The 14,302-nt window shown below is 61.5% G+C and carries 12 protein-coding genes; 5 read left to right on the forward strand and 7 right to left on the reverse strand.

All coding sequences use genetic code 11. The features are described 5' to 3' along the window. Positions 1-17: 17 nt before the first annotated feature. Together fabI and HU743_RS13485 are read left to right on the forward strand one after the other, a co-directional pair. A complete protein-coding gene (gene fabI / locus HU743_RS13480) occupies positions 18-812 on the forward strand; it encodes an enoyl-ACP reductase FabI (RefSeq protein ID WP_007906751.1) in 795 nt (264 codons plus the stop codon). Positions 813-959: 147 nt separating this feature from the next. Beyond that, positions 960-4,130, forward strand: a complete 3,171-nt coding sequence (locus tag HU743_RS13485) for a hypothetical protein (RefSeq protein WP_186649101.1) — start codon at positions 960-962, stop codon at positions 4,128-4,130. Positions 4,131-4,200: 70 nt separating this feature from the next. Here HU743_RS13485 and HU743_RS13490 read toward each other — a convergent pair whose 3' ends face one another. The 4 genes from HU743_RS13490 to HU743_RS13505 form a co-directional block, all read right to left on the reverse strand. Next, a complete protein-coding gene (locus tag HU743_RS13490; RefSeq protein ID WP_186621476.1) occupies positions 4,201-4,779 on the reverse strand; it encodes a hypothetical protein in 579 nt (192 codons plus the stop codon). A gap of 1 nt (position 4,780) precedes the next feature. After that, positions 4,781-6,940 carry a xanthine dehydrogenase family protein molybdopterin-binding subunit gene (locus tag HU743_RS13495; protein WP_186649103.1) on the reverse strand — a complete coding sequence of 720 codons (2,160 nt, stop codon included), beginning with the start codon at positions 6,938-6,940 and terminating at the stop codon, positions 4,781-4,783. 22 nt (positions 6,941-6,962) lie between these two features. Beyond that, entirely contained in the window at positions 6,963-7,418 is a 456-nt protein-coding gene (locus tag HU743_RS13500) for a (2Fe-2S)-binding protein (protein ID WP_186649105.1), read from the reverse strand. Positions 7,419-7,810: 392 nt separating this feature from the next. After that, the gene (locus HU743_RS13505) at positions 7,811-8,203 is read right to left on the reverse strand and encodes a GFA family protein (RefSeq protein ID WP_186649106.1); all 393 of its coding nucleotides are present in this window, start codon (positions 8,201-8,203) and stop codon (positions 7,811-7,813) included. A 383-nt stretch (positions 8,204-8,586) separates the two neighbouring features. On the opposite strand from HU743_RS13505, the gene HU743_RS13510 reads away from it, so the two are divergent. The 3 genes from HU743_RS13510 to HU743_RS13520 all read left to right on the forward strand — a co-directional run bounded on the left by HU743_RS13510 (position 8,587) and on the right by HU743_RS13520 (position 10,439). Continuing rightward, positions 8,587-8,940: a DUF6124 family protein gene (locus HU743_RS13510; RefSeq protein ID WP_186649108.1), complete on the forward strand. Its 354-nt coding sequence runs from the start codon at positions 8,587-8,589 to the stop codon at positions 8,938-8,940. A gap of 127 nt (positions 8,941-9,067) precedes the next feature. After that, the gene (locus HU743_RS13515) at positions 9,068-9,571 is read left to right on the forward strand and encodes a VOC family protein (protein ID WP_186649110.1); all 504 of its coding nucleotides are present in this window, start codon (positions 9,068-9,070) and stop codon (positions 9,569-9,571) included. A gap of 34 nt (positions 9,572-9,605) precedes the next feature. Continuing rightward, positions 9,606-10,439, forward strand: a complete 834-nt coding sequence (locus HU743_RS13520) for an AraC family transcriptional regulator (RefSeq protein WP_186649112.1) — start codon at positions 9,606-9,608, stop codon at positions 10,437-10,439. A gap of 143 nt (positions 10,440-10,582) precedes the next feature. Here the strand turns inward: HU743_RS13520 and HU743_RS13525 are convergent, their stop codons facing one another. The 3 genes from HU743_RS13525 to HU743_RS13535 form a co-directional block, all read right to left on the reverse strand. Then, complete coding sequence (locus HU743_RS13525; protein ID WP_186649114.1) at positions 10,583-11,170, reverse strand: LysE family translocator; 588 nt, start codon at positions 11,168-11,170, stop codon at positions 10,583-10,585. A gap of 221 nt (positions 11,171-11,391) precedes the next feature. Further along, entirely contained in the window at positions 11,392-13,629 is a 2,238-nt protein-coding gene (locus tag HU743_RS13530) for an ATP-binding protein (RefSeq protein WP_186649115.1), read from the reverse strand. Next, positions 13,626-14,231, reverse strand: a complete 606-nt coding sequence (locus tag HU743_RS13535) for a biliverdin-producing heme oxygenase (RefSeq protein ID WP_186649117.1) — start codon at positions 14,229-14,231, stop codon at positions 13,626-13,628. Before HU743_RS13535 ends, HU743_RS13530 begins: the two co-directional genes overlap by 4 nt. Positions 14,232-14,302 lie beyond the last annotated feature (71 nt).

The following is a 14,302-nucleotide window of genomic DNA, read 5'->3' on the forward strand; positions in this document are numbered from 1 at the left end:
TGAAAGAGGAGCAACACATGGGTTTTCTCGCCGGTAAGCGCGTACTGATCGTCGGTGTCGCCAGCAAGCTGTCCATCGCATCCGGCATCGCTGCCGCCATGCATCGCGAGGGCGCTGAGCTTGCCTTCACTTATCAGAACGACAAACTCAAGGGTCGTGTCGAAGAGTTCGCACAAGGCTGGGGCTCCAGCCCTGAGCTGTGCTTCCCGTGCGACGTGGCCAGCGATGAAGAAATCGCCAAGGTCTTTGAAGCGCTGAGCAAGAAGTGGGACGGCCTGGACTGCATCGTCCACTCCGTCGGCTTCGCCCCGGGCGACCAACTGGACGGCGACTTCACCGAAGCCACCACCCGTGAAGGTTTCCGCATCGCTCACGACATCAGCGCCTACAGCTTCGTCGCCCTGGCCAAGGCCGGTCGCGAAATGATGAAAGGCCGCAACGGCAGCCTGCTGACCCTGTCGTACCTGGGCGCCGAACGCACCATGCCGAACTACAACGTAATGGGCATGGCCAAAGCTTCGCTGGAAGCCGGCGTGCGTTACCTGGCCGGCTCCCTGGGCCCGGACGGCACCCGCGTCAACTGCGTCTCGGCCGGTCCGATCCGCACCCTGGCCGCTTCCGGCATCAAGAACTTCCGCAAGATGCTGGCCGCCAACGAAGCGCAAACTCCGCTGCGCCGCAACGTCACCATCGACGAAGTCGGCAACGCCGGCGCCTTCCTGTGCTCCGACCTGGCGTCGGGCATCAGCGGTGAAATCATGTACGTCGACGGCGGTTTCAACACCACTGCGATGGGCAACATCGAAGAGTGATCTTCGTGTAGCCATAAAAAACCCGCCAATCCGGCGGGTTTTTTCATGCCTGGAAAAAAGTCACTGCACTACATGGATACCACCACCGCCCCTGCCCTCGCTTCGATACTCGGCGCTTGCTGCTAATGAGCCGCCAAGGAGGCGCAGATGAACGATATACCGGTACATGAACAGACGCTGATCCAGAACCTCATCGCGGAATTGACCGCTGTACCGGTGGTCACCGCCGCCGACTCGACACGCACGCTGGAGGTGCCCCGGCCATGCCTGCTGCGCGAATGGATGGAGCTTTACTGGACCGCGCTGGAACGGCCTGAATTTCTGGACTGGGCCAGCCGCTTCCATATCGATCTGGACACTTTGCAGATCAAGGGCGACACCCTGCAAGCGCAGATCCCGTCTAACGGCACCACGGGCGTGCGCACCTTTACCCTGGAAGATGACTCCGGCTGGTGGCAGATGGCGCCGATGCTGCTGTCGATCTCCCAGCGTATCGATCCTGCCGGGCTGGGCTTGCCGTACATCGGCGGTAAATCCGCCAACCCACTGTATCGGTTTCCACGGCAAGTGGTGCTGGCGTTCTACGGTTACCCGGAGCCGCAAAACGCGGTTCAGGCCAGGATCATCGTCGCTGAACTCAAGGCCAGCGGCCTGGCCAGCCTTGATGAAAACGGTCACACCCGCTCGGCGGTGGTCAAGGAGCGCAACGCTCAACTGGAGGATTTGCGGGCCATCGCCAACCTGATCGATGAGCGCGTGCTGATCAGCGATCCCTTCGAGCAGCGCGGTTTCGCCGACACCCCCGTAACGCTGAACTCCTCGTCAGTGTCCGCTACCCGCGGTGGTCCTCGCTTCAAGCTCGGCGAGCTCCTGGGCCGCTACGAACTGCCTGTGCCGGAAGACGCCACGCAGGCCACAGCACTTGCGCAACGACTGCGGCAGCAGAGCTGGCCGCCATTGCCCTACGTCAGTGATTACGTGCAGACCGGCGCGCCCATTCGCAGCTATCGCGAGAGTTTTGCCGATCTCGAAGACGGTCGGCATATTGTTCGGCGTCTTGAAGCGCTGAGCTGGAACAAGGAGCCCACCGCAGGGATCGACTACGCGGAGTTCAGTGAACCTCATCCGGATTCGGCACTGGCGCAGTGGATCGCGGCAGGCAAGCAGGAATTGGAAATGCTCAGGTCCAAAGCGGCCTTTCAGCTCATTCTGCAGCAGCTCGCATTACCCGCCGACAGCCCCCTGCTCTTGACCGAATCCGGGCAAATTGGCACGGCCAGCGAACGAGGCTGGGTGACTTTGACATCGCAGGTTGAAAAGCACGCCGATCTGAAACTCTATCGCGACCGGCTCAAAACCAAGGCTCGCCAGGCAGGCGGCGCCTTGCGCAGCAGCGGGACGGTCACGCTGGGGCAAATGCTGCGCTTTTACCAGCTACCGCTGCCCGGGACGGTCCAGCAAGCCCTTTCCCTGGCGAAATGGAACAAGATCAACTTGCATATGCGTCCCGGTCACATGAACCATTGGTATCTGTTAGGTCTGCCGGGCACCAGCACCGAACGTCTTACCACCGGGCAACGTCAGCAGATTATCGATATCACCCGAACGTTCCTGCCCAAAGACGCCCCGCCATTGATCGATTACCTCAGTGAAGGCGTCGATACCGATCTACCGCTCGAAACCCTCAAAGCGAAAGCCGATTCGCTGATCAGCCGCATCCTGATCACGCCACGGGCTCAGTCATTGGGCAACCAGTTGCTCGAACACATCGCGCCGCCGGCGCAGAACAAACGCCTTCTGGCCACCAATCGCGACCGCCTGCTGCTCGCTGCGTTGATTCTCAGTCTGGAGCCGAGCGCCGGTGAGGATGTGCACCGCATCATTGACCAACGCCTGGAAGACAGCTTTTTCTGGGGCGAAAGTTATAACGAGATACGCCGGCTCATTGACCAGCAATTTCATCTGGCGCGGACCAGGAACAAGACCCTGGCAACCCATCTCTTGTTGTCCGGTATCGCACCGGAGTTTCTGATCCGCGACATCCCGTCCTCGCTGCCTTACATGAGCTGTCGGCGCTGGGTCAGGTTCAAACAGGTCGTGCTGTATATCGAAAGCCGTTTACCGGGTGTGTCGCGCCTGATGTCGTTCGAGCTACTGAACGGCCTGACGAAGGGGCCGGCGCCTGCGGACTTCTACACATTCGTGCGCAGCGAGCCCTGCGCCTCGCTCATTGTCGACTGGGCGGTTGCCAGAGGGCTGATCCAGCGTGATGCCGAATGTCCGGTCACCGTGTATGACGCCGCCACGCTGAAGCAGGCCGACAGCACTTATCGCGAGCATAACCGGCGCCTGAACGGACTGTGCCGCCGGGCTTTCCTGACGGCGCGGCCAACGCCTGAGACCATCGCCCTGAAGGACCTGCGCAACGTCTTTGCCGACAATCCGCACTTGAAAGAACAGGTGCTATTTGTTTCAGCCACAGACGATGAAACCTCGGCACCGTGTTACTCGTTGAGTGAGCTTCACCTGGCCGGCAAACTGTCAGGCGACCTGCAGGACTGGCACTCGAGCACTGCGCAACTGCAGCTGGCACCCATGCTCACATCGTTGACCAGCCTTGGTCATGTGCCGACGCTTTTCCATGCGGCACTCGGCGCCCGCCTCACGCAAATGAAAGACGCCCACACCGCGTTGATCAAGGAAGCCTTCTGCCTGTTGCCGCTGGGGCAGAGGCTCGATGTTGAAGTTTACGCGCTGGAATTGCTTGCCCTGCGACCACTGCCGACTACCGCAGACAAGAACGCTACCGTCGCGCCCTTTGGAATCCTTGCGCTGCTGCACGGAAAGCCGTCCAGAGTGTTCGAGGTTTTCACCCGCCAGTCGAAAGTGGTCTTGCGCCGTGATATCGACATTAGTTTGCTGACGCCCTCTGCCGAGAACGAGGCGGCGAAGTTGCTGCCCTTTGACGCCGAGGCTTACCGGCATGGAACCCTCGCCAGCAATAACGCGAGTTGCAAGGCATTCATCACGCGCCTCGACATTGAAGGCGCGCCACTGGAGCAACAGCCATACGTCCCCGTGCCCGACACCTTTGCGTCGAACAAGGTCAACGCCATCGCCAGCACCGCCGTCCGGCATCTGTTCGACGCCTACGAAACAAAAGCCTTGCAAGAGGCATTGCTCGCGCCGGCTCTGGAAGATGCCGCAGGCAGTCATGAGAAATGGCTGAAGTTTTACCAGATGCTGAGCCCGCCCAAACACCGAACCCCGGCCGACACTGCGTTGACTCGGCTGGCGCTCCGGCGTTGGGATTGGTGAATACTGCGGACCGCGGCCAAGCCACGCGCCGGGCAGTCATGGATTGAACGCAGCGTCAAATCGCCGTGACTCACATGTGCGCCACCGGACACGGCCCGCCCGCATCGGCCCAAAGTTTGAATTGCGCGACGAAAATGTCGTGCGGCACCGGCACCGGCGCGCGCCCTGCCCCGGGGTTCCAGCCCCAGAGCACCAATTTGTCTTCGCTGACGTGTTTGATCAGTGCAGCAAAGTCGCGGTCGCCGTTGCTCGCGCGGTCCTTGATCATTGCGCAGAGTTTGTCCGGCGGCAGGCCGATCCAGGCCATTTTGTGCGCCGCCGGCGGCAAGCTCCAGTGCGGCGCGCCCGGGGGCGCATGGGGGCCATAACTGGCCGGCGGATTGCTCTCGGCGTGGCACGTGGCGCAGGGCAAACCGGCAGCGCCCTTGCCGTCCATGCCGCGCACCACATTCATCGCGTGGGGGCTGCCAGCGTCGAACTGCAACGGCGCATCGCCGGGAATGTGGCAGTTCTGACAACGCGGGCTCTGGAAGACTTTCTGCACCGTGCCGAACGCTTTCAACGCCTCTTGATCCTCGGCAAACAGGTCCGGGGCATAGCCACCGAGGCCCAGTAACACCACGGTGCCCAACACAAGATGTCGTGTCATCTCACACCCCCGACAGCTGCAGTGGCAGCTCGCGCAGGCGTTGCCCGGTCAGGGCGAATACCGCGTTGGCCACGGCCGGCGCCGTGGGTGGCACACCGGGTTCGCCGATGCCGCCGGGTTTCTCGCTGCTGGGAACGATGTGCACTTGCACCACCGGCATTTCGTTGAGCCGCAGCACCTGATAATCGTGATAGTTGGACTGCACCACGCCGCCGTCCTTGACGGTGAGCTTGCTGTGCAGCGCCATGCCGAGGCCGAAACTGATGCACGATTCCATCTGCGCGGCGATGCTCCGCGGGTTGACCGCAATGCCGCAGTCCACCGCGCAGACCACCCGATGCACGCGAATCGCCAGATTGTCCTGGGACACCTCGGCGACCTGGGCCACGTAGCTGCCGAATGACTCGTGCACAGCCACACCGAGGGCATGGCCGTCCGGCAACGGTGCGCCCCAGTTGGCCTTCTCCACCGCCAAATTGAGCACGCCGAGATGCCGCGGGTGCGCCTTGAGCAACGTGCGCCGGTATTCCACCGGATCCTTGCCCGCCGCTGTCGCCAGTTCATCGATCAGCGACTCCATGACGAACCCGGTGTGGGTGTGTCCCACCGACCGCAGCCACAGCACATTGATGCCGGTCTGCGGCGAGTGCAGTTCAACCTGATGATGGGGCAGATCCTTGATGTAGGGACTGTCGGCCACGCCTTCGACCGAGGTCGCATCGATGCCGTTCTTGACCATCGCCGCCTCGAGCATCGTCCCGGCCATGATCGACTGGCCCACCAGCACATGCTGCCAACTCATCGGCAGGCCATCGGCGCCCAGCCCGATTCGGGCGTGATGCAGGTACATCGAACGGTAATAGCCGCCGCGAATGTCATCTTCGCGCGCCCACACGGTTTTCACCGGCAGGCCCGCCGCTTTCGCCACTTGCACCGCTTCGGCGACAAAGTCCGAGGTCGGGTTGGCCCGCCGACCGAAACCACCTCCGAGGAATTCGGTGTGAATCTCGACTTGCTCGGGTTTCAGGCCGGTGATCTTGCTGGCAACCATTTGGTCCAGCGTCTGAAATTGCGTGCCGGTCCAGATTTCGCATTTGCCGGCGCTGATTTTTACCGTGCAGTTGAGCGGTTCCATCGGCGCGTGGGCCAGATACGGCACGCTGTATTCGACATCGATTTTCTTCGCGGCCTTGCCGAAACCGGCCTTGGCGTCCCCGGCCTGTGTGGCGGTGGTGCCCGGCGTCGTCGCCAGTTTGCGGAAACTCTCCAGCAGCTTTTCACTGCTCATGTCGGCGAGTGGTCCCAGATCCCAATCGACCTTCAGCGCATCGCGGCCCAGCTTTGCCGCCCAGAAATGCTCGGCCACCACGGCGACACCGCTGGGCACCTGCAGCACTTTGTGCACACCGGGAATCGCCAGCGCTGCGGCGCCTTCGAAGGATTTCACCGTGGCGACAAACACCGGCGCACGGGCGACCATCGCGGTCATCAGACCCTCGAACTGCACGTCCATGCCGAATTTGGCGCGTCCGGTGATTTTCTCTGGAGTATCGAGGCGGTTGGTCGGTTTGCCGATGACTTTCCAGTCCTTGGCTTGCTTGAACGTGATGGTTTTCGGGTCGGGCACCAGCAGTTTCCCGGCTGCATCGGCCAGTTCGCCGTAGGAAGCACGTTTGTCCCCCGCGAACAGCACGCCCGACTCGGTGCGAACCGCCGACGGCGCCACGCCGAAGCGTTGCGCTGCGGCTTCCACCAACATCTGCCGCGCCGTCGCACCGGCCAGTCGATAGCGGTCGAACTCCATCCAGGTCGAAGTCGAACCACCGGTAATCTGCATGCCGCCAAACGCCGGCAAGCCGTAGTCCGCCGCCGAGGCTGGCGAGTGTTCGACGCGGACTTTCGACCAGTCAGCGTCCAGCTCTTCGGCGATCAGCATGGTCAGGCCAGTCCAGATGCCCTGACCCATTTCCGAATGGCCGAGCAGCACGGTGACGCTGTTGTCCGCCGCGATGCGCAAAAACGCATTGGGCGCGAAGGTCTTGCTTTCATTCTCCGCCGCCCGGGCAAAACGATGGGCCACGGGCACCATGAACGCCACCATCAGGCCGCCGCTCAGTACGGCGCTGCCCTTGAGAAACCCACGACGCGATACAGGATTCATCGTCTACCTCCCACAGAGTGAATCAGCCGATTTGCGCAGCGCGTTTGACCGCCGCGCGAATGCGCGGATAGGTGCCGCAGCGGCAGATATTGCCGGCGAGCGCCTGATCAATATCGCTGTCGGTGGGGTTGGGGGTCTTCGCCAACAGTGCGGCGGCGGACATGATCTGCCCGGACTGACAGTAACCGCACTGCACCACGTCCAGTTCAGCCCAGGCTTGTTGCGCAGGGTGCGAACCGTCGGTAGACAAGCCTTCGATGGTGAGGATCTTCTGGCCGTGGGCAACCGCAGTGGCCGGGGTGATACAGGCGCGTAACGGCGCGCCATCGACATGCACGGTGCAGGCACCGCACTGGGCCATGCCGCAACCGAACTTGGTCCCGGTCAGGTGCGCGACATCGCGCAGGACCCAGAGCAGTGGCATGTCCGCCGGAACATCGAGGTCTTGATCCTTGCCATTGATATTGAGGGTCAGCATCGGGGGGATTTCCTCAGACTCGCGGTGTGCTGAAGGGGCGTTGCTGTGGCCGCAAAGCCTACGCACGCCCGTGCTTATCCCTTTCAGCAAAGCCTAATTTGCACAGCAAGCGAGACGTTGTGACCAGCGGTCATGCAAAAGCCATGTGGTGCCTGGCAGGACGCCTTCGCGGGCAAGCCCGCTCCCACACTGGATTTGCCGAGCGCCCGGGATTTATGAGCGTCACAAAAAAACTGTGGGAGCGGGCTTGCTCGCGAAGGGGCGAGTTCATTCAGAACTGCTGCGTCTGACCCACCGCCTTCGCGAGCAAGCCCGCTCCCACATTGGATCTGCTGAGTATCTGGGATTTGCGGGTACGACAAAAATTCCGCTATGCCCAACCCTTGCGGCAACTAACCCTCAGAACGCCCGCGCCCTTGGCGATCACCCTTGTAATGCCTGGCCAATGGGAACTGCGGCAGCCACGATTCGCGCCGTACGGTCCAGCTTTCGTAGGTGGGTTGCAGTTGATCCGGCGCGTCGAGGGCGCCGAGGTTGATTTCGATTTCATCGGCGGTTCGATTGAACACCGAAGAGCCGCAGCGCGGGCAGAAATGTCGCCCGGCGTATTCACCGGTTGCGCCGCGGATGGTCACTGCGCCTTCGGGAAAAATCGCCGAGGCATGAAACAGCGCGCCGTGGAATTTGCGGCAATCGAGACAATGGCACAGCCCGACGCGGTAAGGCTGGCCGCTGGCTTGAAAACGCACATCGCCGCACAGACAGCCGCCGGTGTATGGGTTCATGGTTGATCTCCTTCGCACCTTGTATAAACACAATTTCTTGATGGTGTTTAAAAGACACTCAGTGTTACGACGCCCAGCCTACAACACCTTGCGTCGTTACCTACGTGTACGCCAGAATCCGCCGGCTTACGCGGCTATGAGGTTGGCTTTATCGTTTGCCCGTCACTGACAAAAAGCAGTGATCGGGTTTGGTAGCCCGTCTCTAAGCGTTATGACGCCAGACGCAGTCTCTATAGAGGCTCAGTTCATGGTGGCCATGCGTGGGGCTCCTTCGGGAGCGCCGGGTTTCCTGCTTAGACCGGTCTACCAACCTGCGTATGGTCGCCACCCTCGTTTGGTAGCGAGAGTGATGACTCCTTATTCTGTTAAGCAGGAGTTTCATCATGTTCAAAGTAACCCCCAACCCGCCAATCCCCCACGACCCCGCGCTCGATCCGCTAAAAGTCCAGGAAGCCACCGACCGCGCCCTCGATTACTACCTCACCCCCGAAGCCCTGGAAGTCCCGCCGCCACCGCCCAAGGCTCGCCCGCTCTACATCGTCGATCCGTCGCTGGATGACGAGACCCTGCTGGTCGAGGCCTGTGAATCGCTGTCTTCGGCCAATGCCATGGCCGGCAATATCGCCAATTCGCTAGGCGGCCCGACGCGCGGACCACTGCTGGCGCTGCAACAGCTGATCATGCTGAACGAGCTGTTGGTCAATCGCTTGCTGGACAAGCTGCGCTTGCCGCAGTAATCGCCAATGATGCCGCCGCCGTGCAGGCGATGTCCGCTTGCACGACGGGCCGATCTACGGCATCACCGGCCAGCGCGCGAATGACTACGCTGATAGTCCAGCCTCTCATCTGCCGGGGATGATCACCATGCAACGCCTTCAAAAACTCACGCCGTGCTTGTGGTTCGACGATCAGGCCGAAGCCGCCGCGGCGTTTTACTGCTCGATCTTCGATCATTCGAAAATCACTGGCCTGACCCGTTACAGCAAGGTCGGCGAGGAATTTCACGGACAACCGGACGGCGCGGTGATGACCGTCAGTTTCGAGCTCGACGGCCAGGCGTTTACAGCGCTCAACGGCGGGCCGGTGTTCACCTTCAACGAGGCGATCTCGTTTCAGGTCAATTGCCGGGATCAAGAAGAAATCGACCATTTCTGGGGCAACCTGTCTGCCGGCGGACCGCTGGAGGCTCAGCAATGTGGCTGGCTCAAAGACAAGTTCGGCGTGTCGTGGCAGATCCTGCCGGTGGCGTTCCTGCACATGCTGCAAGACCCGGACACAGGCAAGTCGCAACGGGCGATGCAGGCCATGTTCCAGATGAAAAAGCTCGACCTCGCCGAACTGCAGCGAGCGTTCGATGGCCAGAGCTAATACACTCGGACGCTGACCTGCCGGGAAGATAACAATGAAACACGCCGCCGCGAGAAATCCCGAAAAAGCCCCGCGCTTCTGGCGCGACGACGCCCTGCCCTTCATCGAGGCGCGCGCCATCGCCGATGGCCGCGACGTCTGCTACGCACGGCATTCCCATGCGCACTTTTCGATTGGCGCGATCACCGCCGGGCGCAGCACGTATGTGCATGAACACGCCCAGTGTGAAGTGGCAGCGGGCACTGTGGTGTTGATGAATCCGGGCGATGTGCACGCCTGCAATCCGATCGATGATCAGCCGTGGTCGTATGTGATGTTGTATGTCGAGACGCCGTGGCTGACGGATCTGCAGCATCAATTGGGCTTTGCGGCTGAGCTGGAGTTTCGGCGATTTTCCGATACGCATCTGGCCGACGCCGAGCTGTTCGGCAGGCTGATGGCCCTGTATGAAACGCTGGTTGACGATCAGCAAGAGGTGCTGCACAAACAGAGCGCGGCGGTCGAGTTTTTCAGCGATCTGCAGTTACGCCTGAATCCGGTTGAGCAGCCTGTCCCTGAGCCGAATTTCAAGCTTGAACGCGCCGCCGATTTCATCCGCGAACACTGCACCGAGGTGCTGAGCCTTGAGGCTATTTGCGCCGCGGCGCAGCTGTCGCCGTCCTACCTGATTCGCGCGTTCAAGCAGCGTTACGGCATGACGCCCCATGCGTTTGTGGTCAACCAGCGCATCCAGTTTGCCCGCGAACGCTTGCGCAGCGGCCAGTTGATTGCCGACGTGGCGCTGCAGGCCGGGTTTGCCGATCAGGCGCATTTCCAACGGGCGTTCAAGCAACATCTGGCGGCGACGCCGGGGCAGTATCGCGGCTGATACCCTATCAGAAAGCCAACACCTGCCCCCTGTGGGAGCGAGCCTGCTCGCGAAAGCGGTGGATCAGTGAGTGCAACTGGAGGATGACACAGCGCATTCGCGAGCAGGCTCGCTCCCACGGTAGCTTGTGCCTAGCCTGGCAATCAGGTGAACAGCAGATACATCGCGCTGAGTGCCAGTAACAAGGCCATCAGCCGATTAAACCAGCGCATCCCCGCGGCATTGCTCAGGTACCCGCGCAGAAACGTCCCGGCATAGGCCCAGCAGCCCACCGACAGATAACAGATCACCAGATACACCGCCGCAAACTGCCAGACCAGCCGCGTCTCGCCGTCGGCGACAAACGCACCCATGCCTGCGACGCAGGCCAGCCAGGCCTTGGGGTTGAGCCATTGCATGACAGCGCCATAGAGCATCGATGGCGCCCGGCCTGCCTCGCTGGCGTTCAGCTGACCGTCATCCGTGGCGAGTTTCCAGGCCATGAACAGCAAGAACGCCACCCCGGCCCACTGCACCACCCGGGTCATGAACGGCCACAGTTCCAGCGCCTGATGCAGCCCCAACCCCATCAACACCAGCAACAGCACAAACCCCAGCGTCGCCCCGGCCACGTGCCGCTGGCTGGCGCGAAATCCGTACTGTGCGCCGCTGCTCAGCGCGACGATGTTGACCGGCCCGGGGGTGATGGACGCGGCCAGAGCAAACGCCGCCATGGAAAGAATCAGACTCATTGCACACCTGCTTCAAACGAGGAACGAGGTGGCTACGGTAGCGAGCGGGGGATTTGCGGTATTGAAGAAAATGCCCCTGAGGATGCGAATCTTCTCTGGGTCATTCAATCCTGAGCGCAGCGCAAAACCCTGTGGGAGCTGGCTTGCCAGCGATGGCGCCAGCACCATCAGTCAATAAATGCCTGATCCAACGCCATCAGCAAGGCCCCCACCAACAAGGGTCAGTCCAGACGCGGCACGGTAAAGCGAAATTCACTGCCCTGCCCCGGCTCGCTTTCGGCAACAATATGTCCGCCATGGGCTTCGACGATGCCTTGGGTGATGTACAAACCGAGACCGGTGCCGGTCGGGTTGCCTTCCTTGATCGTCCAGTAGCGATCGAACACGTGGGGCAAGTGTTCCTTGGGAATTCCCTCGCCGCTGTCACGCACCGAGAAGACGATTTCATTGCCAACCGATTTGGCGCACACGCCCACCGTGCCCAGGCGTGGGGTGAACTTGATGGCGTTGCCGATCAGGTTCGACAGCACCTGGAACAACCGCTCGGGATCGGCATGAACACGCAGGTCGGGATCGGCCTCGAAGGAAATGCTGATGTCCTTGTCCTGCGCCAGCGGCGTCAGCAGCGACTGCGCTTCTTCGAAGATGTGCCCGACGTCCAGCGGCTGCGGCGAAATGGTGTAGCGCCCGGCATCGATTTTCGAGGTGTCGAGCAGATCTTCCAGCAGTGTGTTCATCCGCGCCGTGGCTTGCTGCATGGTGTCGATGGCCGTGGAGATACGCCGCGAGGTGTGCGCACCATCGGAGCTGAACGCCTTCTGCATCATGCCGCAGAGCATGGAAATCACCGTCATCGGGTTGCGCAGGTCATGGGACACCACCGCCACCAGTTCATCCCGGGCGCGCACGGCTTCCTGCTCGCGCCGCACCTGACGGGCCAAGTCGTTTTCCAGGGCCGATCGGCGCAGGTCGTTGGCGGCGAACACGTCGCCATGGCTCCATTTCCTCGAGATCCCGGCCATCTCGACCTTCCAGATCTCGAACGAGGTACGCGGGCGCAGACGCAAGCCAGCGTCGGAATTTTCCAGGTCCAGCGGCTTGCGCGGGTCGCCGCTCCAGTTGATGTTTTCCTTCACTTCCGCGCGAAACCACAACACGCCGTTATCGACCGGTTTGGGCAAGCTCATGGCAAGCACACCGCTGGCCACTGACTGATACTGCGCCGCTGGCGGATAGACGCTGGACAGGTGATGACTGGCGAAGACCGGTTCGTCGCGCGCCTGTAGCCATTTGTGCAGGGCACGAATTTCTTCCGGCTCCGGGCAGTTGCCGTAACGGTGCAACTGCTTGTCTTCGATCATTGCTATGCCGTCAGCTTCGACCAGCGCCATCAGCGTCGCGGGATGCTGCGCGAGACCATCGAAGACGCTCTGCGACGAGTCGATCATTGCCTGATTAAGCAGCGCCAGCGCCTCGACCTTTGCTTCACGCTGGCGAGTCAGTTCCAGCGTTTCCATGGCGCTGATCTGCAGCGACAGCACCTGGCCAATGGTCTGGCAGGCCATGCGCAGTTCGTGGGGCACGTGCAATGGCTGGCGATTGCCGCAGCTGATCAGGCCCCAAAGGCGGTCGCCCTTGAGCAAGGAGATACTCATGGACGACAGCACGCCCATGTTCTTCATGTACTGGCAGTGAATCGGCGAGACGCTACGCAGGGTGGCGAAACTCAGGTCCAGCGGCGTCTGGGTGTCGGGGCGCAGCTTCGGCACCAGCGGCACCGGTTGGTAATCGGCGTTGGGGATGATTCGCAGCCAGTTGGTGCGGTACAGCTCGCGCGCTTGCTCGGGAATGTCCGAGGCCGGGAAGAACAGGCCGTTGAACACTTCCATCGACGGGTCGGACGCTTCGGCGATGACCTGGCCATGGCCCTCTTCCTCGAAACGGTAGATCAGCACCCGGTCGTAACCGGTCATTGCCTGGATTTCCTTGACGCTGATGTCGTACAAGGCCTGCAAGGTGGTCGCGGCTTGCAGGCGCTGAAGCATGCGACCCAGGTGGATGTTGATCCCGGCGACATTGCGCGGCTGGAAGCTTTTGACGTGGATTTCCAGTTCCAGAATCAGCACACCCTGATGGCGGTGCAACAGGCCCTCGAACGCGGTGCCATTGAGTTCGAAATGCAACGGCGCCGCCTCGGAAAACGCCGACTGCGCCAGAGCATCCAGCACTTGCGCGGTGTGTTCAGTGCCGATCAGGCTGTGCAGCGGCTGACCAATCAGCGATTGCGGCGTGCGCGCCAGCAGGGTTTCGACGTTGGCGCTGACCTGAATGATCTGCAGCGCTGGTTCGCTCAACGTCAACAGCAGACCGTGGGGCTGGATCGCGCCGGGAAAGCGGATCGGTTCGTCGGCGCAGTTGGCCAGCAGTTCTTCAAAAGCGTCCTGGTCTTGCGGGGTCATGCCAGTACCTCCTGGCTTTCGAGCCAGCGCTCGAAACAGCTGAATGTGGTTTGTGCCGCAGCGACGACAGCCGCACGTTCGGCGGCGTCCAGGGGGCGGCTGCCCAGGTATTCGATGAAATCGCGCCAGCGCCGGCCGGTGGCTGCGCCGTAAATATCGAGAAAAGCGGCACCGTTGTCGGCGTCCAGATTCAGCCGCGCAGCGATTTCCCGGCGCAGGATCTGCCCGCCCAGCGTCGCGCCTTCAAGCACGTACAACACGCCGAGGCTGGCGGCGCTGGCGCTGATCAGCGGCAGCTCGCGGCACATTGGCAGCGTTGTGGACGCTGCGCCTAGCGTCTGCAGGTCAGCGTACAGGGTTGCAGCCTTCAAGCGCGGCGTCAGGTCAAAATCGTCGGGGATCACGCCACTGTCGAGCAGCGCCTGCTCCAGCGGCTGATAAAAGCCGTAATAGGCCTGCATCAACCGCCTGAAAGCGTTGATATCAAGGGTGTCGGAGAAAAAAGGCAGGCGTTTTTCCAGTGCGATATGCAGTTCGGCAGTACCGGCGCGCAAATCCTGCAGTACCGGTGGCACATAAACCTCACGGGCCTTTACTTGCATGTAGGTCGCTCTAGGTGGGGCCGCCTGGGCCATTGGGGGTTCGCGCAACGCGGGCAAATTTATCACGGCGA

This window comes from Pseudomonas sp. SWRI99, from assembly GCF_014270125.1.
Lineage (GTDB): Bacteria > Pseudomonadota > Gammaproteobacteria > Pseudomonadales > Pseudomonadaceae > Aquipseudomonas > Aquipseudomonas hamedanensis.